Annotated in this window: 27 protein-coding genes; 17 read left to right on the forward strand and 10 right to left on the reverse strand. The window is 71.7% G+C overall.

Annotation, left to right across the window (positions count from 1 at the left end):
• Positions 1 to 91 precede the first annotated feature (91 nt).
• Positions 92 to 526 (forward strand): hypothetical protein, encoded by a 435-nt coding sequence (locus FLL47_RS26870; protein ID WP_144123522.1) that lies wholly within the window; start codon positions 92 to 94, stop codon positions 524 to 526.
• Here FLL47_RS26870 and FLL47_RS26875 read toward each other — a convergent pair.
• The 4 genes from FLL47_RS26875 to FLL47_RS26890 form a co-directional block, all read right to left on the reverse strand.
• Positions 506 to 1,780 carry a CHAT domain-containing protein gene (locus FLL47_RS26875; protein WP_144123524.1) on the reverse strand — a complete coding sequence of 425 codons (1,275 nt, stop codon included), beginning with the start codon at positions 1,778 to 1,780 and terminating at the stop codon, positions 506 to 508. The two genes, FLL47_RS26870 and FLL47_RS26875, sit on opposite strands and share 21 nt — an antisense overlap.
• Positions 1,777 to 2,859 carry a PH domain-containing protein gene (locus FLL47_RS26880; RefSeq protein ID WP_144123526.1) on the reverse strand — a complete coding sequence of 361 codons (1,083 nt, stop codon included), beginning with the start codon at positions 2,857 to 2,859 and terminating at the stop codon, positions 1,777 to 1,779. The genes FLL47_RS26875 and FLL47_RS26880 overlap by 4 nt, the downstream gene beginning before the upstream one ends.
• Before the next feature lie 169 nt (positions 2,860 to 3,028).
• Positions 3,029 to 3,838, reverse strand: coding sequence for a hypothetical protein (locus FLL47_RS26885; protein WP_144123528.1), 810 nt, complete (start codon positions 3,836 to 3,838; stop codon positions 3,029 to 3,031).
• On the reverse strand, positions 3,835 to 4,167 hold the full coding sequence (locus tag FLL47_RS26890) for a PadR family transcriptional regulator (protein ID WP_144123530.1): 333 nt from the start codon (positions 4,165 to 4,167) through the stop codon (positions 3,835 to 3,837). The genes FLL47_RS26885 and FLL47_RS26890 overlap by 4 nt, the downstream gene beginning before the upstream one ends.
• 496 nt (positions 4,168 to 4,663) lie before the next feature.
• On the opposite strand from FLL47_RS26890, the gene urtA reads away from it, so the two are divergent.
• The 12 genes from urtA to FLL47_RS26950 all read left to right on the forward strand — a co-directional run bounded on the left by urtA (position 4,664) and on the right by FLL47_RS26950 (position 15,396).
• Positions 4,664 to 5,908, forward strand: coding sequence for an urea ABC transporter substrate-binding protein (gene urtA, locus FLL47_RS26895; RefSeq protein WP_144123532.1), 1,245 nt, complete (start codon positions 4,664 to 4,666; stop codon positions 5,906 to 5,908).
• Between the two features lie 69 nt (positions 5,909 to 5,977).
• A complete protein-coding gene (gene urtB, locus FLL47_RS26900) occupies positions 5,978 to 6,865 on the forward strand; it encodes an urea ABC transporter permease subunit UrtB (protein ID WP_144123534.1) in 888 nt (295 codons plus the stop codon).
• 67 nt (positions 6,866 to 6,932) lie between these two features.
• Positions 6,933 to 8,039: an urea ABC transporter permease subunit UrtC gene (gene urtC, locus FLL47_RS26905; RefSeq protein WP_144123536.1), complete on the forward strand. Its 1,107-nt coding sequence runs from the start codon at positions 6,933 to 6,935 to the stop codon at positions 8,037 to 8,039.
• 52 nt (positions 8,040 to 8,091) lie between these two features.
• A complete protein-coding gene (gene urtD / locus FLL47_RS26910) occupies positions 8,092 to 8,868 on the forward strand; it encodes an urea ABC transporter ATP-binding protein UrtD (RefSeq protein WP_144123538.1) in 777 nt (258 codons plus the stop codon).
• Positions 8,868 to 9,560, forward strand: coding sequence for an urea ABC transporter ATP-binding subunit UrtE (gene urtE, locus FLL47_RS26915; protein ID WP_144123999.1), 693 nt, complete (start codon positions 8,868 to 8,870; stop codon positions 9,558 to 9,560). The genes urtD and urtE overlap by 1 nt, the downstream gene beginning before the upstream one ends.
• An 11-nt stretch (positions 9,561 to 9,571) precedes the next feature.
• The gene (locus tag FLL47_RS26920) at positions 9,572 to 9,874 is read left to right on the forward strand and encodes an urease subunit gamma (RefSeq protein WP_120320779.1); all 303 of its coding nucleotides are present in this window, start codon (positions 9,572 to 9,574) and stop codon (positions 9,872 to 9,874) included.
• The gene (locus FLL47_RS26925; RefSeq protein WP_144123540.1) at positions 9,871 to 10,176 is read left to right on the forward strand and encodes an urease subunit beta; all 306 of its coding nucleotides are present in this window, start codon (positions 9,871 to 9,873) and stop codon (positions 10,174 to 10,176) included. Before FLL47_RS26920 ends, FLL47_RS26925 begins: the two co-directional genes overlap by 4 nt.
• Positions 10,177 to 10,332: 156 nt before the next feature.
• Complete coding sequence (locus tag FLL47_RS26930) at positions 10,333 to 12,039, forward strand: urease subunit alpha (RefSeq protein ID WP_186315932.1); 1,707 nt, start codon at positions 10,333 to 10,335, stop codon at positions 12,037 to 12,039.
• Complete coding sequence (locus tag FLL47_RS26935; protein WP_144123542.1) at positions 12,039 to 12,746, forward strand: urease accessory protein UreF; 708 nt, start codon at positions 12,039 to 12,041, stop codon at positions 12,744 to 12,746. The genes FLL47_RS26930 and FLL47_RS26935 overlap by 1 nt, the downstream gene beginning before the upstream one ends.
• Complete coding sequence (ureG, locus tag FLL47_RS26940; RefSeq protein ID WP_144123544.1) at positions 12,736 to 13,458, forward strand: urease accessory protein UreG; 723 nt, start codon at positions 12,736 to 12,738, stop codon at positions 13,456 to 13,458. The genes FLL47_RS26935 and ureG overlap by 11 nt, the downstream gene beginning before the upstream one ends.
• Positions 13,458 to 14,174, forward strand: coding sequence for an urease accessory protein UreD (locus FLL47_RS26945; protein WP_144123546.1), 717 nt, complete (start codon positions 13,458 to 13,460; stop codon positions 14,172 to 14,174). The genes ureG and FLL47_RS26945 overlap by 1 nt, the downstream gene beginning before the upstream one ends.
• A gap of 67 nt (positions 14,175 to 14,241) precedes the next feature.
• On the forward strand, positions 14,242 to 15,396 hold the full coding sequence (locus tag FLL47_RS26950; RefSeq protein WP_144123548.1) for an RNA polymerase sigma factor: 1,155 nt from the start codon (positions 14,242 to 14,244) through the stop codon (positions 15,394 to 15,396).
• Between the two features lie 26 nt (positions 15,397 to 15,422).
• On the opposite strand, the gene FLL47_RS26955 is transcribed toward FLL47_RS26950, so the two are convergent.
• Positions 15,423 to 16,790 carry a hypothetical protein gene (locus FLL47_RS26955; RefSeq protein WP_144123550.1) on the reverse strand — a complete coding sequence of 456 codons (1,368 nt, stop codon included), beginning with the start codon at positions 16,788 to 16,790 and terminating at the stop codon, positions 15,423 to 15,425.
• 203 nt (positions 16,791 to 16,993) lie between these two features.
• Here FLL47_RS26955 and FLL47_RS26960 point away from each other — a divergent pair, with 203 nt between their 5' ends.
• Positions 16,994 to 18,250, forward strand: coding sequence for a D-alanyl-D-alanine carboxypeptidase family protein (locus FLL47_RS26960; protein ID WP_144123552.1), 1,257 nt, complete (start codon positions 16,994 to 16,996; stop codon positions 18,248 to 18,250).
• A gap of 373 nt (positions 18,251 to 18,623) precedes the next feature.
• Here the strand turns inward: FLL47_RS26960 and FLL47_RS26965 are convergent, their stop codons facing one another.
• On the reverse strand, positions 18,624 to 19,073 hold the full coding sequence (locus tag FLL47_RS26965) for a MarR family winged helix-turn-helix transcriptional regulator (protein WP_144123554.1): 450 nt from the start codon (positions 19,071 to 19,073) through the stop codon (positions 18,624 to 18,626).
• A gap of 99 nt (positions 19,074 to 19,172) precedes the next feature.
• On the opposite strand from FLL47_RS26965, the gene FLL47_RS26970 reads away from it, so the two are divergent.
• A complete protein-coding gene (locus FLL47_RS26970) occupies positions 19,173 to 20,291 on the forward strand; it encodes a substrate-binding domain-containing protein (RefSeq protein WP_144123556.1) in 1,119 nt (372 codons plus the stop codon).
• Here the strand turns inward: FLL47_RS26970 and FLL47_RS26975 are convergent.
• Complete coding sequence (locus tag FLL47_RS26975) at positions 20,278 to 21,075, reverse strand: methyltransferase domain-containing protein (RefSeq protein WP_144123558.1); 798 nt, start codon at positions 21,073 to 21,075, stop codon at positions 20,278 to 20,280. The two genes, FLL47_RS26970 and FLL47_RS26975, sit on opposite strands and share 14 nt — an antisense overlap.
• Before the next feature lie 209 nt (positions 21,076 to 21,284).
• On the opposite strand from FLL47_RS26975, the gene FLL47_RS26980 reads away from it, so the two are divergent.
• On the forward strand, positions 21,285 to 22,025 hold the full coding sequence (locus FLL47_RS26980; protein ID WP_144123560.1) for an SAM-dependent methyltransferase: 741 nt from the start codon (positions 21,285 to 21,287) through the stop codon (positions 22,023 to 22,025).
• 216 nt (positions 22,026 to 22,241) lie between these two features.
• Positions 22,242 to 24,257 carry an FAD-dependent oxidoreductase gene (locus FLL47_RS26985; RefSeq protein ID WP_222106208.1) on the forward strand — a complete coding sequence of 672 codons (2,016 nt, stop codon included), beginning with the start codon at positions 22,242 to 22,244 and terminating at the stop codon, positions 24,255 to 24,257.
• Between the two features lie 142 nt (positions 24,258 to 24,399).
• Here FLL47_RS26985 and FLL47_RS26990 read toward each other — a convergent pair whose 3' ends face one another.
• The 3 genes from FLL47_RS26990 to FLL47_RS27000 form a co-directional block, all read right to left on the reverse strand.
• The gene (locus tag FLL47_RS26990; RefSeq protein ID WP_144123562.1) at positions 24,400 to 25,008 is read right to left on the reverse strand and encodes a hypothetical protein; all 609 of its coding nucleotides are present in this window, start codon (positions 25,006 to 25,008) and stop codon (positions 24,400 to 24,402) included.
• A 118-nt stretch (positions 25,009 to 25,126) separates the two neighbouring features.
• A complete protein-coding gene (locus tag FLL47_RS26995; protein ID WP_144123564.1) occupies positions 25,127 to 25,903 on the reverse strand; it encodes a hypothetical protein in 777 nt (258 codons plus the stop codon).
• Positions 25,900 to 26,523 carry an RNA polymerase sigma factor gene (locus FLL47_RS27000; protein ID WP_144123566.1) on the reverse strand — a complete coding sequence of 208 codons (624 nt, stop codon included), beginning with the start codon at positions 26,521 to 26,523 and terminating at the stop codon, positions 25,900 to 25,902. The genes FLL47_RS26995 and FLL47_RS27000 overlap by 4 nt, the downstream gene beginning before the upstream one ends.
• Positions 26,524 to 26,527 lie beyond the last annotated feature (4 nt).

Raw genomic sequence — 26,527 nt, forward strand, 5'->3', positions numbered from 1 at the left:
GACACACCGGCCCCGCCGGGCGCCAACTCGCGCGCTCACGAACCCGGGCATGGTGTTGAATGCTTGGATCCCCTCGACCCATGGAGTGGCCATGCCTCGCACCGTCGTCCCGCCCGTGCGGTTCCGCAGCCCGAGTGCGGGACCGGGAGTCGGCGGGGACGGACTGCCCGAGCGGCTGGTCAAGTACGTGCCCGCGGAGACGCTGGCGTTCTTCGTGCCGCTGGCCGCCGTGGTCGGGCCCGAGCGGCGGGCGCTGCTGATCACGCTGATCGCGGTCGGCCTGGCCGGGACCGTCGGCTACCTGTGGCTGGCCGGGCAGAAGCTCCCGGCTGACGAGCAGCCGCTGCCGCACTTCTACGTGCTGGCGGCCGTCGCCTATCTGTGCTGGGCGGTCGGCGTCAGCGCGCACGCCGCCGCACTGATCGGGCTGGACCAGGTGGCGGCCGGAGTGGTGCTGACGATCGCGGTGTTCCTGGTGCCGCTGGCCGACGAACTGCTGGTGCGGCTACGCCGACCGGCCGGCTGAGGCGCGGTAGATGCCGGGCCGGGCCCGTTCGACGGTGAGCTGGGTGTCGCCGTACATGACGTACAGCAGGCCGAGCGGGTTGCGGAAGTCGCGCAGCAGGTCCCGGCGGGCCCACACCACCGCCTCGCCGAGCGGACGGCGCGTCTCCAGCAGGCGGCCGTAGAACGCGGCGGCGAACCCGCCCGCGACGCCGTCGGGCACGTCGGTCTCGGTGCCGATGAACGCCCGGTGGCCATGGTTGAGGAACCAGCGCGGAAACGAGTACGCCGTCAGCGGGTTGGTCCGCGAGGAGGCGCACGCGTTGAGGATGATCACGGCCCGGTGCCCGGCGGTGCTGCGGTCGGCGAAGAACCGGTCGTAGTAGCCCTCCCGCAGCTCGCCGAAGGTCACCCGGCGGGTCTTGCCGTTGCGCGTCGACAGCACCAGCGCGTAGTCGTCGTCGAACTCGGCGCTGGTGTCGCAGTGGCAGGCGAAATGCTGCACCTGCACCGGTGTGCCGTCGCCCGCGCCGCCGTCCAGCGGTGCACCGTCGTAGAGGGCCCGCAGCAGCGATGCGCGGACCACCTCCTCGTCCTGCGCCACCGGCCACGGACCTTCCACCTGCACGTGCCCGCCGAGGGAGGCCAGGAAACGCTCCTCCTCACGGGCGCTGCCCAGCTCGCGGTGCCGCAAGAACTGCACCGGCAGTGCGGGCTCGTTGCGCAGCACGGAGTCGGCGGTGGCGCGGGCGGGCACGACCCGGCGCACGACGGTGGCGAACCCGAGGAACCGCGACGCGGCCCGGACCAGGTCGTCGTACGTGCGCAGTGGCGGCAGCGAGCCGAAGTCGAACAGCGGCAGCAGCTCCAGGGGCAGGGTCTCGTCCCGGCAGTGCAGCTCGACCATCGGGATGGGCCGCTGCGGGTCGTCCCACTCGGCGGCCTGCCACCGCGGCCACGCCGCCCGGAACGCCGACTCCAGGCGCAGGAAGCGCGCGATGTCGTCCTGGATCAGCATGCCGGTCAGTTCCCGTCCGGCGTTGAGCAGGATGCGCAGCGCCGTCGCGACCTGCTCGCTGGTCGCGTTGAGCCGGGCGACCAATGGCACGACCCGGCGCAGGTACTCGCCGGCTTTGCGGCGCATCGCCTCCAGTGCCCGCCGGTCGGGCAGCGGCAGGTACACGGTCTCGCCGGTGGCGGGGAACTCGAAGCACACCTCGACGCCGGGGCCGGAACGCGGTGCACGGATGGAGACGGTGGCGATGACCTCGCTCAACCGCCCTCCCGGCCGCCCGGCCGCAGCTCCGCCGCCAGCTCGATGCTCTGCAGCGTGCGGCGGCCCTGGGTCACCCGGATCCACATCCAGGGCGGCTCCGTGAGTTCCTCGCCGATGGGGTCGAAGCTGAACTCGATCGCCGCGGCGCGGTCGTGCCAGGCCGGCAGTGCGAGTGCCGGCCGGCGCAGCGAGGTGCGGTCACTGTCGACCTCGACCTCGAACCGCACCCGAGGCTCGGTGACACCGCCGGACACGACGAGCGGTTCGCTGACGCCTCCGGCCGGGAACGGCGCGATGGTGACCACCATGCGATAGGCGCGGGCGGGGTCGTACGCGAACCGGCGGGACCCGGACACCGGCACCGGGCCGTCCTGGTCGAAGACCTCCACGCCGATCCAGCCGTCGTAGTCGACCAGCGGCGGGCCCTGGAGGGCCTCCTGCACGGCATCGGCCACGTTGGCGCCCAGCCGGGCCTCGACGGCGGAGGGCTCGTAGATCTCCTCCACGATGCGCAGGTAGAGCTCGTTCGGGTTGGGCAGGTCGGCGATGCGGCGCAGCGGACCGCGGGTGCCGCCGCCGTCGATCTGGAAGGTCCCGTAGTTCAGCAGCCGACCCAGCGGCGACTGCAGGTAGTGCATGTCGGTCACCCGCAACAGCGGGACCATCGACACCCGACGGGTGATCACGCCGCGGACCAGCATGAGCCGCCTGTTCGTCAGCACGAACCGGGTCAGCAGCCAGTCCGCGACGCGATGCGCCGCCACCAGCAGAAACACGGCCACGAGCACGGCGACCACCGCAGCGGTGTACTCCGGCTTGATCCGCTGCACGGCGATCGTCACGCACAGGCCCGCATAGATCGCGACGACCAGCAACGACTTGATCGGGCTGACCACGTGGCGACGCCACTCGCCGCGGTATCTCTCGGTCGGGAACAGGTAGTTCACCACGACCCTGGTGGGCTCGTCGCCCAACGGAAGCACCAGCAGCGGCAGGGGCGACAGCCGCAGTCCCTCGAGCTCGTCCTCGGTCAGCGGGTCGAACTCGAGGTCGTCGCCGGGCCCGGATTCACGGCTCATGCCGCACCGGCCGATATCGGGTGAGCCCTGGATGCTGGCATGGCGTCATGGTACGGGCGCGATCGCCGCCCGTGGTCACCGTGTCCTGTTCGGACATTCCCCGCCACGACCGCAGGCGCTCGGCCGCGTCGACCGTGCACCCCGGTCGACGCGGCCGAGCGTGTGCGGACTAAGCCGCCACAGGTGGCGTGACCACCTGCGCTTGCGTCGCCCGGTGTCGCCGGATCAGGAGGTTCGCGTACACGAGCAGGAATACGGCGACGTGTATGGACACCGCCGTAACGAGGACGAAGAGGTATGCGGGCAGGAACTCGCCGCCGAAGAACACCTCCATCCCGTACGGATCGAAGCGCGTGACCGCGGACCAGTAGGAGACCAGCGCGGCGGTCGCCACAATGCCCCAGGACAATGGCGCACGGCGAACCCTGCCTGCCAGCGCGCACAGCACGCCGGCGCTCAGCGCCCACCGGAACCCGTCGCCCACGTGGGACCGGTTGAGCGAAAACCCTTCCAGCAGGGGCCAGGCCGTGAACACGGCGAACATGAGGCCGAAGGTCCAGAGCGGCACGAACGCCGGGCGTATCAGCTGCGTCACCCCCGTGGTGACACCTGCGCAGATGATCCCTAGCACGACGGCTGCCACGATGCTGCCCGCGCCGACCCATGCCTGCCAGGTGATGGTGTCGTCACTGCGGAAGGTCGTCCAGCCCAGCGCGAGCTGCAGGTAGAGCATGGGAAGTCCCGCGATGAGCACCAGCGACAGCACCGCATGCGCGAAGTTGCGCCCCGGCCGGACCACGACCGCAGGCTCGCGGTGCGGCCGTGAGGCGGCGAGGCTGGCCGCATACCGCAGCCGCCGGGCGTTGCCGGGCGTAGCGTGCAGCTCTGCCCGCCACTCGGCGAGCATCTCGTCGCGCAGATCCTCCGGCCAGCGGCGGGCCGCAGCGGTGAGGAACGTGCTGCAAATGCGCTTGATCATGCGGTGGCCTCCTTGGCAACCGTGTGAGCCGGCGCCGTCCTCGTCTGTTCGTGCAGCTCGGCGAGACGTTGGCGGGCGATCGGCAGCGCCGCCGGGGTGAGCCGGTAGTACGCGCGGGCGGGGCGTCCGGCCACGGACGGGTCGATCTCCTCCCAGCGCTTCTCCAGCCAGCCGGCCTCGGTCAACCGAGCCAGGATCGGATACAGCGTCCCGCTGGGCAGTTCGGACGATTGCATCAGCGCCATTCCATAGTGGTCGCCGGTGGGATCGGCGACGAGTGCCGCGAGAACTCGTGCCACCGGCACCGTCATACGCAGTTCGGTGTTCATAGTAGGAACTCTACATAGGGTCCGGGCTCCATGGGGCACGGTCAGGCGGCACGGTCGGGTGTCTTGACACGACACCGGCGGTTCAAGATACTTCTCGTGTGAAGCATCTCCGTTGAGACGGAGCCGCCGTCACCTGTCCGAATAGCTCGCAGAGCCGACGCCAAGGCCGCACACGATGCGGTTCAATGGCGTCGGCTTTTGTTGTTTTCGCTGGTCAACAGCCAGATTTCACACGGACAGATACAGCGTATTAAGAGCGATGAAACAGAACTGAAATCACGCTCCCCGACGCTTGCCGTGCCTGGCATTCAGGCGGACGCCCACGGGCCGGCACAACCGGACGAAGCCTCCGCTGCGCGCTGCCGGCATCCGCATAGGACCGACTTCCGCACCGCCACGGGCCGGCACGCGCCACGCCGAGGACGCCGACGTCTCCCGCCCCGCGGTGCTTCTCCCCCTTGACCTGTGCTCCGCCGATTCAGGGAGATACCCCAAGATGCTCAGATTCCACCGACGCCGCCTCGCGGCCTGCAGCGTCGCCCTGGCCGCCGCGCTGGCGATCAGCGCCTGCGGCAGCAAGACCGGCGAAAGCGACTCCACCGGCGGCGTCACCGCCGACACCTCGGGCGACACCGTCAAGGTGGGCCTGCTCAACTCGCTGTCGGGCACCATGGCCATCAGCGAGGTCACCGTCCGCGACGCCATCATGCTGGCCGTCGAGGAGATCAACGCCGCGGGGGGCGTGCTCGGCAAGAAGCTCGCACCGGTCGGTGAGGACGGCGCCTCGGACTGGCCGACGTTCGCCGAGAAGGCGGAGAAGCTGATCAAAGTGGACCGGGTCGCGGCCGTCTTCGGCTGCTGGACCTCGGCCAGCCGCAAGGCCGTGAAGCCGGTCTTCGAGGAGAACAAGGCGCTGCTGTTCTACCCGGTGCAGTACGAGGGCCTGGAGCAGTCGCCGTACATCTTCTACACCGGCGCGACCACCAACCAGCAGATCGTGCCCGGCCTGGACTACCTCAAGGCGCAGGGCAAGAAGTCGGTCTACCTGGTCGGCAGCGACTACGTCTTCCCGCGCACCGCCAATAAGATCATCAAGGCGTACGCCGAGGCCAACGGCCTCAAGGTGCTCGGTGAGGACTACGCGCCGCTGGGCAGCACGGAGTTCGGCACGATCGTCAACAAGGTCAAGGCGTCCAAGGCCGAGGCCGTGTTCAACACCCTCAACGGCGACAGCAACGTGGCCTTCTTCAAGGAGTACAAGTCCGCGGGCCTGACCGCCGCGTCGATGCCGGTCGTCTCGGTCTCGATCGCCGAGGAGGAGGTCAAGAGCATCGGCACGCAGTACCTCGCGGGCCAGCTCACGGCGTGGAACTACTACCAGACGACCACGGGCGCGGCCAACGACAAGTTCGTCAAGGCGTACAAGGCCAAGTTCGGCGCGGACAAGCCGACCAGCGACCCGATGGAGGCCGCGTACGTGTCGGTCTACCTGTGGAAGGCCATGGTCGAGAAGGCCGGCTCGTTCGACGTGGAGAAGGTGAAGGGCGCCTCGAACGGCGTCACCTTCGAGGCCCCCGAGGGCCTGGTCACCATCGACGGCGCGACGCAGCACATCCACAAGACCGCGCGCATCGGCAAGATCGGCGACGACGGCCTGATCACCGAGGTGTGGAACTCCGGCGGACCGGTCAAGCCGGACCCGTACCTCAAGGGCTACCCCGGGGCGAGCGGCCTTTCCTGACCCACCCGCGGCGGTGGAGCGGTCCTGGTGGCCGCTCCACCGCCCCGTCCCAGCTCTAGGCGGCAACGCATGACAGTGATCCTCGGGCAGCTGTTCACCGGCGTCAGCATCGGCGCGGTGCTGCTGCTCATCGCGCTCGGCCTGGCCCTGACCTTCGGCCAGATGAACGTCATCAACATGGCGCACGGCGAGTTCATCATGGCCGGCGCCTACACCACGTACGTGCTGCAGCAGACCATCACCGACGCGGGTCTGTCGCTGCTCGTCGCCCTGCCCGTCGCCTTCGCCGTCGCGGGCGCGATGGGCGTGCTGCTGGAATGGGCGCTGATCCGCCGCCTGTACACCCGGCCGCTGGACACCCTGCTGGTCACCTGGGGCGTCTCGCTGATGCTCCAGCAGCTGGCCCGCGACATCTTCGGCGCGCCCAACGTGCAGACCAAGGCCCCCGACATCCTCACCGAGAGCACCTCACTCGGCGCGGACCTGAGCATCGCCAACAGCCGCCTGTTCATCCTCGGCCTGGTCCTGCTCGCCGTCGCCGCGCTGACCGCCGCGCTCAAGTTCACCCCGCTGGGCCGCCGCATCCGGGCCGTGGTGCAGAACCGCGACCTGGCCGCGGTCTCCGGCATCCCGACCGCGCGCGTCGACCGGCTCACCTTCTTCATCGGCTCGGGCCTGGCCGGGGTCGCCGGGGTCGCACTCACCCTGCTCGGCCCCATCGGCCCGACCATGGGCACCAACATCATCATCGACGCCTTCCTCGTCGTCGTGGTCGGCGGCATCGGGCAGCTCAAGGGGAGCGTGATCGTGGCCTTCGTGCTCGGCATGCTGCAGGCGATGGTCGAATACCTGACCACGCTCAGCGTCGCCAAGGTGATCGTGTTCATCGCCATCGTGGCGTTCCTCCAGTGGCGGCCCCAGGGCCTGTTCACACTGCGCACCCGGAGCCTGGCATGAGCGAGCACAGCGAGCGAATCATGTGGCTCCAGGTTCATGGCGCCGACGAGCGCAGCGAGGAGAAGTCATGAACCCGCTGACGAACCTCAGCCCGCGCGTACGGGCCTGGCTGGGCTTCGGGCTCGGCGCGGTGGTGCTGTTCGCCGCCGCCCCGGCGCTGCTGACCGACTTCCGGCTCAGCCTGCTGGCCAAATACCTCTGCTTCGCCATCGTCGCCGTCGGCATCGGCCTGGCCTGGGGCCGCGGCGGCCTGCTCACCCTCGGCCAGGGCGTGTTCTTCGGCCTGGGCGGCTACGCGATGGCCATGCACCTCAAGCTCGCCGACGCGGGCGAGGGCAACATGCCCGACTTCATGGAGCTGTACGGGCAGCTCGACGAGCTCCCGGCCTGGTGGGCCCCGTTCGCGAACCCGGTGTTCGCGCTGGCCGCCACGGTGCTGCTGCCGATGCTGGTCGCTTTCGGGCTCGGCTCGCTGGTGTTCCGGCGGCGGGTGCGCGGTGCGTACTTCGCCATCCTCAGCCAGGCGCTGGCCGCCGCCATGGTGATCCTGCTGATCGGGCAGCAGGGCACGACCGGCGGCACCAACGGCCTGACCGACATCGAGGGCTTCTTCGGCTACGACCTCGACGACCCGGTCAACCAGCGGATGGTCTACTTCATCATCGCCGGAGTGCTGCTGGCCCTGCTCGCGCTGACCCGGCAACTGATGCACTCCCGCTACGGCGAGCTGCTCGTCGCGGTGCGCGACTCCGAGGAGCGGGTGCGTTTCCTCGGCTACAACCCCGCCAACGTCAAGCTCGTCGCGTACGTCGTCGCCGCCGGCATGGCGGGCCTGGCCGGGGCGCTGTTCGTGCCCGCGGTCGGCATCATCTCCCCCGCGCTGATCGGCATCGTGCCCTCGATCGAGTTCGTGATCGGCGTCGCGGTCGGCGGGCGGGCGGCGCTGCTCGGCCCGGTGCTCGGCGCGGTCGCCGTGGCGTGGGCGAAGACGGCACTGTCCGAGCGCTTCCCCGGCACCTGGACCTACCTGCAGGGCGCGATGTTCGTGCTGGTGGTGGCTTTCCTCCCGGGCGGCCTCGCCTCGCTGTGGGGCCTGCTCAAGCGCCGGCGCGAGGCGACGCCGCCCGCGCCGGAAGTCGGTGAACGGGTTCTCGTGAAGGAGGTGGCGGCGTGATCAACCGAGCCAGCACAGCGGCGGCACGAACCGTCGACGGAGGGGTGGCAGCATGAGCGAGACGGCAGGCGGCCTGAGCATTCGCGGGCTGCGGGTGGTGTTCGACGGGTTCGTCGCGGTCGACGGCGTCGACCTGGACGTGGCGCCGGGCGACCTCCGGTTCCTCATCGGACCGAACGGCGCCGGCAAGACCACGCTGGTGGACGCGGTGACCGGCCTGGTCAAGGCGACCGGCTCGGCCCGTTTCGGCGGGCAGGAGCTGCTCGGCCGGGACGTGCACCGCATCGCCCGGCTGGGCGTGGGCCGCACGTTCCAGACCGCGGCGCTGTTCGAGGAGCTGACGGTGCTGCAGAACCTCGACATCGCGGCGGGCGCGGGCCGCAGCCCGTGGACGATGCTGCGCCGCCGGGGCGCGGTGCCCGACGACGTGGCGTACGCGCTGGAGACGATCGGGCTGACCGAGCGGCGGGACGTGCTCGCGGGCACCCTCGCGCACGGGCAGAAGCAGTGGCTGGAGATCGGCATGCTGCTGGTGCAGAACGCCCGGCTGCTGCTGCTCGACGAACCCGTCGCCGGGATGAGCCACGAGGAGCGCGAGGCCACCGGCGAGCTGCTGGGCAAGGTCGCCGGCGAGCGCACCGTCGTGGTCATCGAACACGACATGGACTTCCTGCGCCGCTTCGCCCACACCGTCACCGTGCTGCACGCGGGCAGGGTACTCAGCGAGGGCACGGTGGCACAGGTGCAGTCCGACCCGAAGGTGCAGGAGGTCTACCTCGGCCACGCCGCCGGCCACGACGAGCCGGTGGCCCAGGGAGCGGAGACGTGATGCTGCGGATCGAAGGCGTGCACGCCGGGTACGGGCGCAGCACCGTGCTGCACGGCGTCGACGTGACCGTCGACGACGGCAAGGTGACGGCCGTGCTCGGGCACAACGGCGCGGGCAAGAGCACCCTGCTGCGGGCCGCGATCGGCCTGCTGCGCCCGAAGCAGGGCATGGTGCTGTTCGGCGGCGAGGACGTCACCAAGCTCGCCCCGCACGTGCGGGTGGCGCGCGGCATGGCGTACGTGCCCCAGGGCCAGCAGTGCTTCCCGCACCTGACCACGGCCGAGAACCTGCAGCTGGTCGCCGACGGCCGCAGCGGCGGCAGGCAGGCCATGGCGTCCGCACTGGACCTGTTCCCGGCCCTGCACGGCCTGCTGCGCCGCCGGGCCGGGCTGCTGTCCGGCGGGCAGCGTCAGCAGCTCGCCATCGCCCGCGCGCTGATCACCCGGCCCAAGCTGCTGCTGCTCGACGAGCCGACCGAGGGCATCCAGCCCAACGTCGTCGCCGAGATCGAGCAGGCGGTGCTGTCCCTGGCCGGCGTGGACGGACTGTCGGTGCTGCTGGTAGAGCAGCATCTGGGGTTCGCACTGCGCGCGGCGCATCGCTACCACGTGCTCGAATCGGGCAGAGTGACGTCATCCGGCGCGGGCGGCACCGGCGCCGAACCCGCCGTACGCGCTGCCCTCACCGTGTAGAAGGACGGTTCATGTTCCTCACCCAGCATGAGCAGGAACGACTGCTCATCCACGTGGCGGCCGACGTCGCCGAGCGGCGCCGTGCCCGCGGCCTGCTGCTCAACCACCCCGAGTCGGTCGCGATCATCACCCGTTTCCTGCTGGAGGGCGCCCGCGACGGGCGCACGGTCGTCGACCTGATGGACGCGGGGGCCCAGGTGCTCACCCGCGCGGACGTGCTCGACGGCGTCCCCGAGATGCTGAAGGAGGTGCAGGTGGAGGCCACGTTCCCGGACGGCACCAAGCTGGTGACCGTGCACCACCCGATCCGATGATCCCGGGCGAGATCCTCTTCGGAGAGGGTCCGGTCGAGATCAACGTGGGCCGGCCGATCACCACGCTGACCGTGGTCAACACTGCGGACCGGCCGGTGCAGGTCGGTTCGCACTACCACTTCGCCGAGGCCAACCCAGGGCTGGACTTCGACCGGTCCGCGGCGTGGGGCCAGCGCCTGGCCGTGCCCGCGGGTACGGCCGTGCGTTTCGAACCCGGCGTGACCCGCGAGGTCGAGCTGGTCCCCCTGGGCGGCGCGCGCGTCGTCCCGGGTCTGCGCGGCGAGTGCGGAGGCGAGCTGTGACCGGCGACCTCCGGCGTCGCCCACCCCGGCCATCATCGACACTGGCCTATCTGGATGAAAAATGAGCCACAAAAGTCATCTGGATAGGCCAGTGTCCATGCGCCGCGCCGCCGCCGCGCCGACCCGCCCTGCCGCCCGCCAGCCGAGGGAGAACCTGTGACGATCCTGGTCAGCCGCGAACGCTACGCGGCGCTCTACGGCCCCACCACCGGCGACCGCATCCGGCTCGCGGACACCAACCTGCTCATCGAGGTGGAAGAGGACCGCTGCGCGGGCGGCGACGAAGCCGTCTTCGGCGGCGGCAAGGTGATCCGCGAGTCGATGGGCCAGTCGCGGGCCACCCGCGCGCAAGGCGCGGTGGACACCGTCATCACCGGCGCGGTGATCCTGGACCACTGGGGCATCGTCAAGGCCGACATCGGCATCCGCGACGGGCGGATCGTCGCGATCGGACGCGCAGGCAACCCGGACACCATGCCCGGCGTACACCCGGATCTGGTCATCGGCCCTGCGACCGAGGTGGTCGCGGGCAACGGGAAGATCGTCACCGCCGGCGCGGTCGACACGCACGTGCATTTCATCTGTCCGCAACTGGTGCACGAGGCCCTCGCGGGCGGCGTCACCACGCTGGTCGGCGGCGGCACCGGCCCGGCCGAGGGCACCAAGGCGACCACCGTCACCGCCAACGCCTGGCACCTGGCCCGCATGCACGAGGCCCTGGACACCTTCCCGGTGAACGTGCTGCTGTTGGGCAAGGGCAACACGGTCTCCGAGGAGGCCATGTGGGAGCAGCTGCGGGCCGGGGCCGGCGGGTTCAAGCTGCACGAGGACTGGGGCACCACGCCCGCGGCGATCGACGCCTGCCTGCGGGTCGCGGACGCGTCCGGGGTGCAGGTGTCGATCCACACCGACACCCTGAACGAGGCCGGGTTCGTGCAGGACACCCTGGCCGCGATCAACGGCCGGGCGATCCACTCGTACCACACCGAGGGAGCCGGGGGCGGGCACGCGCCCGACATCATCACGGTGGCGAGCCTGCCGAACATCCTGCCGTCGTCGACGAACCCGACCCGGCCGTACACCCGCAACACCCTGGCCGAGCACCTGGACATGCTGATGGTGTGCCACCACCTGAACGCCGCGGTGCCGGAGGATCTGGCGTTCGCGGAGAGCCGGATCCGGCCGTCCACGATGGCCGCCGAGGATCTGCTGCACGACCTCGGCGCGATCTCGATCATCGGGTCGGACTCGCAGGCGATGGGGCGCATCGGCGAGGTCGTGCTGCGCACCTGGCAGACCGCGCACGTGATGAAGGACCGGGTCGGCTCGCTGCCCGGCGACTCGTCGGCCGACAACAACCGGGCCAAGCGGTACGTCGCGAAGTACACCATCTGCGCGGCCATGGCCAACGGCCTGGAGGAGCAGATCGGCTCGGTCGAGCCCGGCAAGCTCGCCGACCTGGTGCTGTGGGACCCGGCGTTCTTCGGGGTGCGGCCGCACCTGGTGATGAAGGGCGGCATGATCGCGTACGCGCAGATGGGCGACGCGAACGCGTCCATCCCCACCCCGCAGCCCATCCTGCCCCGCCCCATGTTCGGCGCGTACGGCGTCGTCGCGGCCAAGACCTCCCTCGCCTTCGTCGCCCCGGCGGCCCTCGAAGCGGGCCTGGAACTGGACATCAAGCGGGCAATGGTGCCCGTCGCGGACGTGCGCTCGCGCGGCAAGGCCGACCTGCCGCACAACAGCGCCATGCCGCACATCGAGGTCGACGCCGACACGTTCACCGTCCGCATCGACGGCGAGGTGGTCGACCCCGATCCGCCCACGGTCCTGCCCATGGCCCAGCGGTACTTCCTGTTCTGATGCACCGCACCGCATACCTGCTGCTGGCCGACGGGCGCTTCCCGTCCGGCGGCCACGCCCACTCCAGCGGCCTCGAAGCGGCCGTCGCGGCCGGCCGGGTCACCGACCTGGCCGGTCTGGAGGCGTTCCTGCACGGCCGGCTCTCCTACGCCGCCCCCGTCACCGCCGCCTTCACCGCCGCCACCCACCTCACCGCTGCGCGGATGGGAAGGGCACCTTCCTCTACAGAATCCGATGTGAAGGTGCCCTTCCTTTCTCTTGACCGGGAGTTGGAGGCGCGGACGGTGTCACCGGCGCTGCGGCTGGCGTCGCGGCGGCAGGGCAGGGCGCTGCTGCGGGCGGGGCGCAACACGTGGCCGAGCGAGCTGTACGGGCAGCTGCCGAAGCACCCGGACGGGCCGCACCAGCCGCTGGCGCTGGGCGTGACGGCGGCCGCGGCCGGACTGTCCACCGAGGAGTCCGCACAGATCGCCGCGTACGGGGTGCTCACCGGCCCGGCCAGTGCCGCGGTGCGGCTGCTCGGGCTGGACCCGTACCAGGTGCAGCACCTGCTGGCCCGGATGGCCGGCGCCTGCGACGAGATCGCGGCAGCCGCCGCGGCGGTCGCCCACAAGTCCCCTCAGGAGCTGCCGGCCCACGCGGCGCCGCTGGCCGACATCTCCGCCGAACTGCACGCCACCTGGGAGGTGCGTCTCTTTGCGAGCTGACCACGCCTACGACCACGACGAATCGGTGCCCCACACCCATCCCGAGCCGGGTGTCGACCCGCACCCGCCGCTGCCGCAGCTGGACCGGGCGGTGCGCATCGGCATCGGCGGGCCGGTCGGCTCCGGCAAGACGGCGCTGGTCGCCGCCCTGTGCCGGGCGCTGGCCGGCGAGCTGCGGCTGGCGGTGGTGACCAACGACATCTACACCACCGAGGACGCCGACTTCCTCAAACGGGCCGGGGTGCTCGACCCGTCCCGCATCCGCGCGGTGGAGACCGGCTGTTGCCCGCACACCGCCATCCGCGACGACATCTCCGCCAACCTCGACGCCGTCGAGGAGCTGGAGGACGCACTCGGCCCGCTGGACCTGGTGCTCGTCGAGAGCGGCGGCGACAACCTCACCGCCACGTTCAGCAAGGGCCTGGTCGACCAGCAGATCTTCGTGGTCGACGTGGCGGGCGGCGACAAGGTGCCGCGCAAGGGCGGCCCCGGGGTGACCACCGCGGACCTGCTCGTCATCAACAAGACCGACCTCGCCCCGCTGGTCGGCGCGGACCTGGCCGTGATGGACCGCGACGCCCGCGCCCGCCGCGGCACGCTGCCCACCATCTTCCAGTCCATCGCCGAAGACCCCCAAGCGAGCAAGGTCGCCGACTGGGTACGCCACGTCGTCGCACACAGCCACCGCCACGTCCACGCGGGGGCGCACTGATGCGGGCGCTGGCCAGGATCGTCGCCGAGGCCGACGGCCGCGGCGGCACCCGGCTGGCGCGCCTGCGCGGTGAGCCGCCGCTGCAACTGCGGCACACCCCCGACGGCTCGGCGACGGCGACGGTGCACCTGATCGGCAGCGCCGCCGGACCACTGGGTGGGGACGACCTGCGCATCGAGATCGAGGTCGGCGAGGGCGCGTCGCTGTGCGTACGTTCCGTCGCCGCCTCGATCGCGCTGCCCGGCCGCGACGGCACGCCGTCCCGCACGACAGTCGTCGCGACCGTCGCCGCGGGCGGCGAGCTGCGCTGGCTCCCGGAGCAGCTCGTCGCGGCGGCGGGCTGCCGCCACCAGGCGACGTCCACGGTGGAGCTGGCCGGCGGGGCCCGGCTGCTGTGGCGGGAGGAGCTGATCTGCGGCCGACACGACGAGCGGCCGGGCGACGCCGTGGTCAGCACCTCCGTCGACTACGGCGGCGCTCCCCTGCTGCGCCAGTCGCTGACGATCGGCCCGGGCACACCCGGCTGGGACGGCCCGGCCGTGCTGGGCGGCGCACGGGCCACCGGATCACTGCTGCTGGTCGACCCTGCCGCCGCGCCCGCACCGCCGTCCGTGCTGGGCGCGACGGCCGTACGAATGCCGCTGACCGGCCCGGCGACCCTGGTCAGCGCCACCGCACCGGACGCGCATGTACTACGCGGATACCTCGACGCCTGAGCGCAGTGGAGAGCGCTCTCCATCCGGTGGATGACGCGCTCCCCATCGGGGGTGTTCACTGGCGGATGTGCACGATTGGGAGGCCGACTACACCGACTTCGTCACCGTCTACTCCGGACGGTTGCGCCGGACGGCGTACGCCCGCTGCGGCGATTGGGACACCGCCGACCGGCTCACCCGGCAGGTCCTGCTGAGCGTCTACCGGCGCGGGAACGCCCCCGGTCAGGAACCCCCCGAGGTCTACGCCGAGCAGGCTCTGCTGCATCTGCTGCGCCGCGCGGTCGCCCCGGCCGACACCGACACCGGCCCCGACGTGCTCGCCCCGCCGACGCCGTTCACCTCCGGTGAACTGATCGCAGCCGGCCGGGCACGGCGACGGGCGCTGCGGGCCGTCACGGCGGCGATGACCGTGGTCGGGCTGCTCGCCGCCGGTGTCGCGCTCTACCTGCTGCGCCCGGTGCCGGGCGGGACGCCGCTGCCCGAGGCCGAGGACTGCATGGCCGGGCTCCCGTCGCCGCCGTCGAGCACCGCGTCCCCGTCCGATCAACCGGTGGGCGTGGTCGTCGACGGGATGGACCGGCTGACCGCGCTGACCGGCGACCTGCCGCTGCGCGGCGCGACGGTGATGCCCGAGCAGGTCCGCCGCGAGCGGCTCGGCTGCGACGTCGCCGCGTACTTCCGCACCAAGGTGTACCCGGCCGGCCTGGAGCGGGTCGATCTGGGACTGGCCGACCACGGCGATGCCCGGCCGCTGGCCGCGCTGCTCGACCCGGAGGTCGGCCCGGCCGCGCTGACCGTGAGCGTCCGGATCACCACGGCCAGCGGGCAGGGCACCGTGACCATCTCGGTGGCGCCCACCACGGCACAGCCCGACCAGCAGCACTGCGCCCGGCTCGCCATCTGCCGGCTGTCCAGCATCACCGAGGAAGGCTGGGTCGTCGAGCAGTACGGCGTGCACGAGACGCCCGACGCGAGCAAGGCCGGACACCACCTGGGCAAGGACGCGGACTGGTGGTCGGTGGCGGTCTACACGGGCCACAGCATGGTCCTGGTGACGATCACCAACACGCCCGACGTCCGCGCGGCGCTGCCCGCGAGCGCCGAGTACACGCCGCTCGGCGAGCAGGTGACCACGCTCGCCACCGACCCCCGGTTCGCGGTGTTCGACCCGTCCGCCTCCGGTACACCGCCCGCCACGGTAGCGGGGCCGCTGGCCGCCTGATGGGTCGTCAGACTTCCGTGTGCGGCTCAGCTCAGCGGAAGGACCCGCGCGATCCGGATCGACCTGCTGCTGCCGCCCGCGGCCGGGTAGGCGGCGCTGCCGTCCGAGTATGCCTTGAAGGCCTGGTAGTCGTGGTCCCGCGCGTTGACGGTGAACTTGGCACCCACGGTCTTGCCCGTGCCGGAGTCGTACACCTGCGCGGCCATCGACGAGCCTGACGCCCAGGCGAGCAGCATCCGGCCGGTGCCGTAGCTCACCAGGTGCGGGTGGCTCGACCTGGCCCCCGTCTTGACGGTGAGGTCTGCCTTGCCTGTGGTGAAGCGCTCCAGCCGCACCGTGCCGCCCTGGCTCCACGCGGTCCAGTAGCCGCGGGTCGCGGCGAGCACGAGGTCACCGCCGAACAGGCTGCCGTCACAGGTGCCCGCGGCCACGGTCCGGTACGGATCCGGCTGCGCGATGCGGCACGCGTTGTCGGTGGCGCACACCATCGCGTAGTGGCTGGTCCGTGGATCCCACACGATGCGGGTCGTCCAGCTGTGACTGCATCCGACTTCGAAGGCGTCGCGGTGGCCGGGCACCGGCTTGCCGTTCGCGTCGACGACCTGCATGCGGTCGCCCTCGTGGATGTCGACGCAGTCGCCGTTGCGCACGGTGATGGCGACGCCGAAGTACGCCGCGTAGTTCTTCCCGTCGGTGGCCAGGCGCCCGTGGTGCTGGTACCACCAGACGAACCGGGCGCCGTCGTCGTAGCCTGTCCGGCTGCCGCTGAGGTTGGTCACCTGCCGCTCCCAGACCTGTCGGCCCAAGTCGTCGAAGCGGATCATGTGCATGGTGTTGCACGGGCTGGACGACCCGCCGCACAGCTTGCCGCTGCCGCACTTGCCCGGGCGGGTGAGCAGCACGACGCCGCCGGTGCGGTCGGCATGCACGTCCTGCAGGTCAATGCCCGCAAAACTGGTGGGTGTCCCGACGAGCTTGTCGTCGCAGTCGAGCCGGCCGAGGTAGACCCGCTTGTCGGTGCCCAGCCACGCCAGCCAGGAGCCGCCGGCGGGGCGCTCCGCGATCGCCATCGGCAGCGGTTCGGTGTCGCCCTCACGCCCGTATCCGGTGGCGGCGGTGCTCAGCTTCACCTCACTGATCTTCACCACCGGAGCGGGGCCTGCGGGTCGGGCGCAGGTACCGACCGGCTGCGCCGACGGCGACGCGGCGGCGCTCGGGGTCGCCGACGCGGACGGCCCCGGGGCTGCCGAGACTTGTTCCTCCGCCGGGGACGGTGCGTCCGAGCCGAACCAGGAGCCGAAACCACCCGCCGGAGCGGCGAGCAGGGCCGCGGCGAGCACCGCGCAGGCGGACAGTCCCGCCGCGGCGAGCAGCACGCGCCGCCGCGTGGACATGCGGCCGCGGTGCCGCCCGGTGGGAGATTGCGGAGTGACGCCCATGCTCATTCGTGTCCTCGTATGCAGTTGTCGCCGTCGATCCAGCGACGGACGTCCGGAGCGACTCTACCGATGCGCTCCGCGCGCGGGTTCGCGGCAGATCCGTATTTCTTTCGCCAACGCAACGGCACAAACGGGAGGTTTTTACTAATCTGCCGTACATGAACCGGTTTGCACCGAATGGAGGGCGGCTCACCGCCGCCGTCGCCACCGCCGCGCTCGCCGTCCCGCTGTGGGCCGCCGTGGCGCCCGATCCGGCGGTCGCGCACCCTCTCGGCGCTGCCGCGACCACCTCGTGGCGGGTCACTCCCTGCCCGAAGGCCGCCGGACCGCGGGTGTCCGCGCCGACGCGCCCGTCTCCGCCGGCCGCCGACCCCGTCCACCGCGCCGTCGGCGGCGACCTGCTGGCCACCTCCGGGCTGGCGGTCCCACCGGCCGCGACGCCGCCGCCGGGCGTGAGCGCCACCTCGTGGCTGGTCGCCGACCTCGACACCGGCGCCGTGCTCGGCGCCTGCGGCGCGCATGAGTACGCCACCCCGGCCAGCGTGCAGAAGCTGCTCCTCGCCGCGACCATGATCTCGAAACTCGACCCGAAACGGGTCGTCACCATCACCCGCGAGGACGTCGACATCGAGCCGGGCAGCTCATCGGTCGGCCTGGTCGAGGGCGGTCGCTACTCCGTCGAGACGCTGTGGTTGGGCCTGCTGCTCGCCTCCGGAAACGACGCCGCCAACACGCTGGCGCGGCTGGGCGGCGGCACCGCGGAGGCCGGGGTACGGGAGATGAACGCGCTGGCCGCGCGGCTCGGCGCATACCAGACGCACGCCGTCACACCGTCCGGACTCGACGCGCCCGGCCAGTTCACCAGTGCATACGACCTGGCTCTGATCATGAGGGCGTGTGTCGCCGAGCCGCTGTTCCAGAAGTACGCCCTCACCAGATACACCCAGATGCCCGACCAGGGCAAGCACCACAAGGGCTTCCAGATCCAGAACCAGAATCTGCTGATCGACAACTATCCGGGAGTGCTGGGCGGCAAGACCGGCTACACCGACCTGGCCCGGCACACCTATGTCGGCGCCGCCGAACGCCACGGCCGGCGGCTGGTCGTCAGTGTGCTCGGTGCCGAATACGTGCCACTGCGCGGCTGGGAGCAGGGTGCGGCGCTACTCGACTGGGGCTTCGCCCAGCCGGCGGACGCCTCCGTGGGCCGGCTGGTGGACTCGGGTGCCACGGCGGCGAACCCGTCGGCGGCGGCCCAGGCGGCCGACACGCCGGGCACGGGCACCAACGCGCTCGCCGACGGCGGCACGGGCACACCGCCCCTGCTCGCCTTCGGCGCGGCGGTGGCAGCGGCAGGTCTCGTGCTGTCCGCCGCGGCCCGGCGACGGCGCGGCAGCCGCGTACGCCGACACTGACGGCCGGGCCGCCGTCAGCGGTCCATCGAGGACCCGGCGGACGAAGGCGTCCCGGTGCGCGGGCTGTACCCCCGGGCACCGGGACGGGTCAGGAAAGCCGGTCAGGGCGTCGATCATCAGGTGGCGGAGTGGTGTGGCACAACGTGCGCGACACGGGACCGGATCGGCAGCAGGGCGCGGAAGAGCTGCGCGTACCGCGATCGTCCACATCGTTGTCGATGTGGACGCGGACGCCGTGCCTTCGCCCGACGTCGTCGCGGAACGGTGCCGCACCTGCCCGAGCCGTGGAAACGCTCCCGCCCACTGCAGCCCCATATTAAGGCAGGTCTATCAGCATGGCAATGACCCGCGCACGAGCCCCGGCCGGTGCGGGTCAGGCGGCCGCCGGTTGGCGGGACAGCGCGTCGGTCAGCGCCCCCAGCAGCGCGGCGAGCTGATCGCGTTCGGCCTCGGGCATGGCCAGCTCGCCGACGCTCCCCCGCACCTGCGCCGCGATGTGGTCGTGCAGCTGACGGCCGCGCTGGCTGAGGTAGGCGCGGATGCGGCGGCGGTCCAGCGGATCGACCCGGCGGTACACCAGGCTGTGCTCGACGAGCTGGTCGACGACCTTGGTCAGGGTGCCGGGCGGCAGGAACGCGCCGTCGGCCACCTCGGTCATCGGGCGTCCGCCCTCGGCGGCCAGCAGGGTCAGCACGCGCCACGCCTCAGGTGAGCACTGCTCGGCGCGCAAAATCGCCGACAGCCGTCGCTGCAGCAGGCGTTCCGCGTGGGTCAGCAGCTGCAGCAGATCGGGAGCCGGACCGTTTGGCGCTGGGGCGGGCAATGTCCCTCCTCGGCCGGTGGACGTGACTCATGCTACAGAAGGGCAACAGGTTCGGGAACCGGCTGGAGATCATGCCCGGGCCACGGGAGCATGTGCCCCATGCCCGTACCGCCGCAGCGGTTGCCAGGCCTGGTCGTCCCCGGACTGCCCGGCCGGCGCACGGGCACCCTCGGCGAGACCGTCCATGTGGCACTCGTGTTCCCGATGCAGGGCCCGGCCGGCATCTTCGGCCCGACCTGCGAGCTGTGCGCGCAGCTCGCCGTCGAGGAGGTCAACCGCAACGGCGGGGTGCTGGGCCGGGAGCTGAGCCTGGTGCCGGTGGACGGCGGGGCGGCCCCGGAGCGGGTCGCGGCCGAGGTCGAGGCGCTGGTGTCGCTGGGCGCGGTGCACGGGGTGACCGGCTGGCACATCTCGTCGGTGCGGCAGGCGCTGGCACCGCGCATCGCGCACCGCGTCCCGTACGTCTACACCGCCCTGTACGAGGGCGGCGAGCGCACCGAAGGCGTGTACCTCACCAGCGAGACGCCCGACGAGCAGCTGCTGCCGGCGATGCGGCTGCTGGCCGGGGAGCACCGGGTGAAGCGCTGGTTCATCGTCGGCAACGACTACGTGTGGCCGCGGCGGACCGCGGCGGCGGCACACCGATACGCGGTGGAGTCGGGCACGCAGGTGTGCGGGCAGGCGTTCCTGCCGCTGGGCGGGCACGGCTTCGCCGACGTGCTGCGCCGCATCGAGCGCAGCGGGGCCGACGCGGTGCTGATGCTGCTGGTCGGCAACGACGCGGTGCGCTTCAACCGGGCCTTCGCCGCGTCCGGCCTGGATCAGCGCTGCCTGCGGCTGAGCACGCTGATGGACGAGAACATGCTGATGGCCAGCGGCGCGCACGCCACCCGCGGCCTGTTCAGCACCGCCGGTTTCTTCGCGACGCTGGTGACCCCGGAGAACCTGGACTTCCACGGCCAGTACGCGCGCCGCTTCGGCGTCGAGGCGCCGCAGCCGGGCAGCCTCGGCGAGTCCTGCTACGAGGGCGTGCTGCTGCTCGCCGCGCTGATCAACCGGGCGCGTTCGCTGGACGTGCGGGCGATCGGGTCGGGCGCCGACGCGGTCACCTACGAAGGGCCGCGCGGGGCGATCGCGATGCGCCGACGGCACGCCCGCCAGCGCATCTACCTCGCCGAAGCCGACCGGCTCGACTTCAACGTGCTCACCCAGCTGTGACGGGCGCGCTCGCGATCAGGTGGAACAGCCGCGCGGTCAGCGGGAACGGCATGCGGTCCGACAACGCGATCTCCAGACGCTCCAGCTCGGCGAAGAACGACGCGTCGTACTTGCGCTCGTCGTCGGGGATGTAGTCGCACACCGAGCGGATGCCGTAGTGGCCGAGCACGCCCGCGCCCAGTCGGCGCAGCGCCGTGCACACCTCGTCGGCGGTACGCGGGTAGACCGGGGTGTTGAACGTGTGGGTGAACCGCTCGGCGGCGTCGAGGGACTCGTGCGCGGCGGTGAGGTCCATGTCGCGGATGGCCGCGCGCAGCGGCTCGGAGTGGGCGTTGCCCGCGATGATGCTGAGCAGGCCGCCTTCGGCCAGCGGTGCCATGACCGTGGACAGTGTCGACTCCACGTCGGCCACGTACGGCAGCAGGTTGTGGCACAGCACCAGGTCGTAGGCGCCGCGCTCGACGACGTCGCCGAGTTTGGCGACGTCGGACTCGATCACGGTGACCCGCTGCGCCACGCCGGTGGACTCGGCCAGCGAGCGCGCGGAGACCAGCATCTGCGGCGAGTAGTCCACGAGGGTGATCTGGTGCCCGGCGACCGCGTAGCGGACCGCCTCCACACCGTTGCCACCGGCCACGTCGAGGATGCGCAGACGGCGTCCGTCGAGGTGGCGGCCGATGTTGTGCTCGGCCAGGGTGTAGCGCAACCTGCCCCAGGGCGCGTCCTGCCACTGCCGCCAGGCGGACACCTTGTCGTCGAACACGTCACGGGTCACGTTGCTCATGGGTTCGACCGTAACGGTTGAACAGCTACCGGGCACCCCGGAACACGCGTTTACTCCGTACGACGTCAGGAGCGGTTCTCCGGCCGCGGCCGGGCCCGATGGCCGTTCCCGTGGGGCCCGTCGGCGAACCCGCAGGCACAGCCGTACCGGCACCGTCCGGTCACGACGGTGCGAGACTGGAGGCCGCGCCTCGCAAAAGGAGATGACCCATGACGACGCAGCCACAGGCCCCGAGCACGGCCCGAATGATCGACTACTGGCTCGGGGGAACCCGCCATCACCCGATCGACGTCGCCGCCGCGCACGCCTTCGAGGGCGCGTACGGACCGTGCGCGGCGATCTTCCGCTCGCTGCGGGCGTTCTCCGGCCGTGCGACGCGGCAGCTGGCCGCCGAGGGGGTGGACCAGTTCCTCGTCTTCGGCGCGGGCATCCCCGCCCAGGGAAACGTGCACGAGACCGCGCCGGACGCGAGGGTCCTCTACACCGACGTCGACCCGGAGATCGTCGCAGCCGGACGTGAACTGCTGGACGGGCGCCCGAACGTGGACTACGTGCTGGGTGACGCCGCCGATCCGCGCGGCATCGACGCCGCCGCGCTCGATCGTGCGCTGCCCGACCACGCCACCCGGCCGGTCGGGCTGATCTTCCTGGGCCTGGCGGCGTTCCTGGACGACGCGACCCTGACCCGCGCCCTGGACGAGATGTACGACCTGGTCCCGGCGGGCAGTCGGCTGGCGTTCGACTTCGACGCGATGGAGCTGACCGCCTATCCCGAGGCGCTGGCGATGATGGGCCCCGGCTTCCACATGCGCGAGCCGGCCGACTTCGGCAAGCTGCTGGGCCGCTGGCAGGTCACCGCCGACGGCATCGTCCCGGTCGCCCAGTGGCGGCCGGACGGCACCCCCGAGCAGGTCCCCGACGCCTTCTGGGGCGGTATCGCGATCAAGTGACCCGCCGGTCGCGTCCTTGATCGCTCGACTTGCCAGGCACCTGTGCGTATCTTGCGCTCGCATTCGCCCGCCTGCCTGGCAAGTCGAGCGATCATGACGCCCGGCCGGGCCGGGCGTCGCGGGAGCGCTTGACAGCGGTCGATGGGCGCATGATCCTGAGTGCCGGGTGCGGCGGCGCGCTCCCCTGACCGATCGTCTGCCGATCAGGAGCGTCCCATGCCGTACACCCGCCGCCATGTCCTGCGCCTGGGCACCGCGACCCTGGTCGTCGCCGCCGTACCGGCCGTCTCGCTGCCCGCCCTGGCCGCCGCCGTCGTCACCGCCGACCTGGTGATCTACGGCGCCACCTCGGGCGGCATCGCCGCCGCGGTCACCGCCCGGCGGCTGGGCCGCAGCGCGCTGATCGTCGAGCCCGGTTCGCACGTCGGCGGCCTGTCCACCGGCGGCCTGGGCATGACCGACAGCGGCGTCAAGACGGCCATCGGCGGCCTGGCGGGCGAGTTCTACCGGCGGGTGTACGCGAAGTACAACGGCACCGCCGTCACGCCGACCTCGCCGGCCCGGTTCACGTTCGAGCCGCACGTCGCGTCCGTGATCTTCGACGAGCTGCTGGCCGAGGCGGGCGTGCCGGTCTACCTGAACACCCGGATGACCGGGGTGGCCATGGCCGGCAACCGGATCAGCGAGCTGGCCTGCGACAGCGGGCAGGTGTTCCGGGCGCCGATGTTCGTCGACGCGACGTACGAGGGCGACCTGATGGCGCGGGCCGGGGTCGGCTGGACGGCGGGCCGGGAGGCCAACAGCGTCCACGGCGAGACGATCAACGGGGTCCAGCTGCGCAGCGGACACCAGTTCAACCGGTTCGTCGACCCGTACGTGACTCCCGGTAGCGCGGCCAGCGGGCTGCTGCCGGGCATCTCGGCGACCCCGGTCGCGCCCGCGGGCAGCGGTGACGGGCGGATCCAGGCGTACAACTTCCGGATGTGCCTGACCCAGGCCGCGAACCGGATCCCGTTCGCCAGACCCGCAGGCTACGACGTGATCCGCTACGAGCCCCTGGCGCGGTACGTCCAGGCCGGATACACCGGCCCGTTCTTCACCACGCACCAGGTCGGCGGCGGCAAGACCGACTCCAACAACGACGGGGCCTACTCGACCGACTTCATCGGCCAGAATCACGGGTACCCGACCGCGTCCTACGCGGCCCGCGCGAGCATGGTCGAAGAACACCGCGTCTACCAGCAGGGCCTGATGTGGTTCCTGGCCAACGACCCGCGGCTGCCCGCCTCGGTCCGCAGCGCCACCGCGTCGTGGGGGCTGGCCGCGGACGAGTTCACCGGCAACGGCGGCTGGCCCACCCAGCTGTACGTCCGGGAGGCGCGACGCATGGTGTCGGCGTACGTGATGACCGAGGCGGACTGCCGCGGCGGCCGGGTCGCGGCCGACTCGGTCGGGCTGGCCAGCTACACCATGGACTCGCACAACTGCCAGCGGGTCGTCGTCGCGGGCGCGCTGAAGAACGAGGGCGACGTGCAGATCGGCGTGCCGCAGCCGTTCCCGATCAGCTACCGGGCGATCACCCCGTACGAGTCGCAGTGCGCGAACCTGCTGGTGCCGGTGTGCCTGTCGGCGAGCCACATCGCGTACGGCTCGATCCGGATGGAACCCGTGTTCATGATCCTCGCCCAGTCGGCGGCGACCGCGGCGCACCTGGCGATCACCACCGGGTCCGCGGTGCAGCAGGTGCCGGTCGCCGCCCTGCAGGCCCGGCTGCGCGCCGACGGCCAGCTGCTGACCTGGCCGCCGGCCGCGCCCGGCGAGATCATCGTGGACAGCTCCACCTCGGCCGGGGTCACCCGGGCAGGCGTCTGGCTCAAGTCCACCTCGATCGCCGGGTACCACGGGTCGGACTACGAGCACGACGACAACACCGGCAAGGGCGTCAACCGGCTGCGGTTCACCCCGAACATCCCGGCCACCGGCTCCTACCAGGTGTTCCTGCGCTGGACGTCGCACGCCAACCGGGCGAGCAACGTGCCGGTCGACGTCTGCGCGGGCGGCACGGTCACCACCCGGACCGTCGACCAGCGCACCGGCGGCGGGCAGTGGGTTTCGCTGGGCGCGTTCACCCTGCCCGCCGGGTCCTCCCCCACCGCGGCCAGCGTGCTGATCCGCACCGAAGCCACCGACGGGTATGTGGTCGCCGACGCCGCCCGCTTCGTCCTGGCGTGACAGGATCGGCGGTGTGACGACTGCTCGCTTGGGCGATGTGGGTCGCAGGTGATGAGCAGCGTCGTCGTTCGGCTGGCGCAGGTGCTGGCCGGACGGCCGGCGCGGGAACGGCGCCAGCTGGCTCCGTTCCCGCGAGCTGCGGCTACGCCTGGGCGGCGACGGCGCGCAGCTGGCCGAGGGTGGTACGGAAACCCTTGCCGGAGGTGGCCGGGTCCTCGGCGAGCAGGCCGCTGACCGCCATCGCCTGTGAACGCGTCGTCGCGGTGGCCGCATCGTCGGAGCCGGTCACGTCGAAGACGCCGAAGTCGCCGGTGAGCGTGCTGAACACACCCACCGCGGTGGCGTCCTTGGCCAGGTAGAGGACGACCGTCTGGCCGGGCTCCAGCTTCGACATGTGCGCCATGTCGACGGTCTGGCCGTTCAGGCCGGTGAGGGTGATCCGGTCACCGGCCTTGGCGGAGGCCCCGTTCGCGACGCGCAGCACCTCGTCGACCCGGAACCCGTTCGCCTCGACCTGGCCACGGGCGACCAGGTCGGCGGCGGCGGTCAGCTCCTTGACCGTGGTGTACCCGCGCAGCTTGCCCTTGACCGGCGGCGCGGCGGGCTCGCTCGGCGTGACAGCCGCGCTGGTGGCCGGCGCCGCCGCCGGGGTGGCCGGGTCGGCGCTGCAGGCAGCCAGCCCGGCCACGGCGAGCAGGGCCGCTGCCCCCGCGAGGGCGCGGGTGCGGCGGGGGTGGTCGATCCTTGCCATGGAACGCTCCTAGCGTCTCGGCACCGGTCCGGGCGGTTCTCCCCCGGGCCACGGCGCTGCTTACGCCATCTATCTGTGCGCCCACGCCACCGAGTTCCCGAATTTCCCGACCGATTTCTCAGCCGCGTTCGTGGGCGAGAGCGCGCAACTCCGCCACCGTCGTGGTGAACCGACGGTCGCCGACGGTCGCGTCCTCGTCCCGCAGGCCCGTGACCGAGAACGTGGACGACCGCGCCGTGGCGGTGTCGCCCGCGACGTCGAAGATGCCGAAGTCGCCGCTGAGCGTGGTGTAGACGGGAACGGCCGCCGCCGGGTCGTCGACGCTCAGGTAGAGGACCGTGTGCTGACCGGCTTCCAGCCGGGACATCAACGACACCTCGGGCAGCCGCAGGGTGATGACGGTGGTCACGGGCAGCTGGGGCAGCCGGTGGAGCACCTCGACGACGCCGAACATGGCCGTGCGGTCGGCCCCGGCGCCGTCGACGCGCAGCACGTCGCCGCGCACCACCAGGTCGGCGGTGTCGGTGAGCTGGCGGACGGTGCCGTACGCCCGGATCTTCGCGGACACTCCCCCACCGGTGGGTTCCGCAACCGGCGTGGAGGCGGCCGGAGTGGGAATCGCGACCACGGGATCGCCGTCGCCGCCGGTCGCGACCACCGCCGCGACCGTGCCCGCGACCGCGACCAGCGCGGCCGTCGCCAGTGCGGGCCGCAGCAGGCTCCACGGCGGCATCCGCCAGGCCGGCGCGGCGGTACGCTCCGGCTCGGCGATCGCGGACAGCAGGCGTTCACGGTGCAACTCGTGCCGGCCCAGGGGCAGCTCGCGGTGGCCGGGGTCGGGCAGCAGCTCGGCGAGCTCCACCCACTCGGACGGATCCAGCGGCGGGTGCTTCATCGATGGCCCTCCTCTGCCAGACGAACGGCGTTGTCCTTCATCTGTCCGGCAGGACCGGCCGGGTTCCGTGCCGCCCGCGGTGTCTCGTCGACGATCTTGCGCAGCTTGGTCCGGGCGCGCGAGAGGCGCGACCGCACGGTGCCGACCGGGATGCCCAGCGCCAGCGCGGCCGACTCGTAGTCCAGGCCCTCCCACAGGCACAGCGTGATCACCTCGCGCTCGGGTCGGCGCAGGGACGCGAGCGCGTCGATCGCGGCGGTGATCCGGCCGCTGTCGTCGAGCCGCCCGGCCACCGCGTCCGCGTGGTCGGGCGCGGTGAAATCGGCCGCGTGCAGCGCCGACGCCGCGGCACGGTAGCGGCGGTTGCTGCGGGTGTGGTTGCGCGCCTCGTTGGTGGCGATGCCCAGCAGCCACGGCCGCAGCGACCCGCCGTCGTCGCCGATCCGCTCACGCGAGCGCCAGGCCTGCAGGTACGTGGCGGCCATGACGTCCTCGGCGGTGGACCAGTCGGCGGTGAGCCGGAACGCGTGGTTGTAGACCGACCGCGCGTACTGGTCGAACAGCTCGGCGAACGCGCTCGCATCACCCGCCCTGATCCGGGCGCGCAGACTCGACTCCATGACC

This window comes from Catellatospora sichuanensis (assembly GCF_007483665.1).
Classification (GTDB): Bacteria; Actinomycetota; Actinomycetes; order Mycobacteriales; family Micromonosporaceae; genus Catellatospora; species Catellatospora sichuanensis.

What these genes read in the sequence shown, in the direction of transcription:
- FLL47_RS26870 (WP_144123522.1), top strand. Translation starts at nt 92, where the DNA reads ATGCCTCGCACCGTCGTCCCGCCCGTGCGGTTCCGCAGCCCGAGTGCG.
- FLL47_RS26880 (WP_144123526.1), bottom strand. Translation starts at nt 2,859, where the DNA reads ATGAGCCGTGAATCCGGGCCCGGCGACGACCTCGAGTTCGACCCGCTG.
- FLL47_RS26885 (WP_144123528.1), bottom strand. Translation starts at nt 3,838, where the DNA reads ATGATCAAGCGCATTTGCAGCACGTTCCTCACCGCTGCGGCCCGCCGC.
- FLL47_RS26890 (WP_144123530.1), bottom strand. Translation starts at nt 4,167, where the DNA reads ATGAACACCGAACTGCGTATGACGGTGCCGGTGGCACGAGTTCTCGCG.
- urtA (WP_144123532.1), top strand. Translation starts at nt 4,664, where the DNA reads ATGCTCAGATTCCACCGACGCCGCCTCGCGGCCTGCAGCGTCGCCCTG.
- urtB (WP_144123534.1), top strand. Translation starts at nt 5,978, where the DNA reads ATGACAGTGATCCTCGGGCAGCTGTTCACCGGCGTCAGCATCGGCGCG.
- urtC (WP_144123536.1), top strand. Translation starts at nt 6,933, where the DNA reads ATGAACCCGCTGACGAACCTCAGCCCGCGCGTACGGGCCTGGCTGGGC.
- urtD (WP_144123538.1), top strand. Translation starts at nt 8,092, where the DNA reads ATGAGCGAGACGGCAGGCGGCCTGAGCATTCGCGGGCTGCGGGTGGTG.
- urtE (WP_144123999.1), top strand. Translation starts at nt 8,868, where the DNA reads ATGCTGCGGATCGAAGGCGTGCACGCCGGGTACGGGCGCAGCACCGTG.
- FLL47_RS26920 (WP_120320779.1), top strand. Translation starts at nt 9,572, where the DNA reads ATGTTCCTCACCCAGCATGAGCAGGAACGACTGCTCATCCACGTGGCG.
- FLL47_RS26925 (WP_144123540.1), top strand. Translation starts at nt 9,871, where the DNA reads ATGATCCCGGGCGAGATCCTCTTCGGAGAGGGTCCGGTCGAGATCAAC.
- FLL47_RS26935 (WP_144123542.1), top strand. Translation starts at nt 12,039, where the DNA reads ATGCACCGCACCGCATACCTGCTGCTGGCCGACGGGCGCTTCCCGTCC.
- FLL47_RS26945 (WP_144123546.1), top strand. Translation starts at nt 13,458, where the DNA reads ATGCGGGCGCTGGCCAGGATCGTCGCCGAGGCCGACGGCCGCGGCGGC.
- FLL47_RS26955 (WP_144123550.1), bottom strand. Translation starts at nt 16,790, where the DNA reads ATGTCCACGCGGCGGCGCGTGCTGCTCGCCGCGGCGGGACTGTCCGCC.
- FLL47_RS26960 (WP_144123552.1), top strand. Translation starts at nt 16,994, where the DNA reads ATGAACCGGTTTGCACCGAATGGAGGGCGGCTCACCGCCGCCGTCGCC.
- FLL47_RS26970 (WP_144123556.1), top strand. Translation starts at nt 19,173, where the DNA reads ATGCCCGTACCGCCGCAGCGGTTGCCAGGCCTGGTCGTCCCCGGACTG.
- FLL47_RS26975 (WP_144123558.1), bottom strand. Translation starts at nt 21,075, where the DNA reads ATGAGCAACGTGACCCGTGACGTGTTCGACGACAAGGTGTCCGCCTGG.
- FLL47_RS26980 (WP_144123560.1), top strand. Translation starts at nt 21,285, where the DNA reads ATGACGACGCAGCCACAGGCCCCGAGCACGGCCCGAATGATCGACTAC.
- FLL47_RS26985 (WP_222106208.1), top strand. Translation starts at nt 22,242, where the DNA reads ATGCCGTACACCCGCCGCCATGTCCTGCGCCTGGGCACCGCGACCCTG.
- FLL47_RS26990 (WP_144123562.1), bottom strand. Translation starts at nt 25,008, where the DNA reads ATGGCAAGGATCGACCACCCCCGCCGCACCCGCGCCCTCGCGGGGGCA.
- FLL47_RS26995 (WP_144123564.1), bottom strand. Translation starts at nt 25,903, where the DNA reads ATGAAGCACCCGCCGCTGGATCCGTCCGAGTGGGTGGAGCTCGCCGAG.
- FLL47_RS27000 (WP_144123566.1), bottom strand. Translation starts at nt 26,523, where the DNA reads ATGGAGTCGAGTCTGCGCGCCCGGATCAGGGCGGGTGATGCGAGCGCG.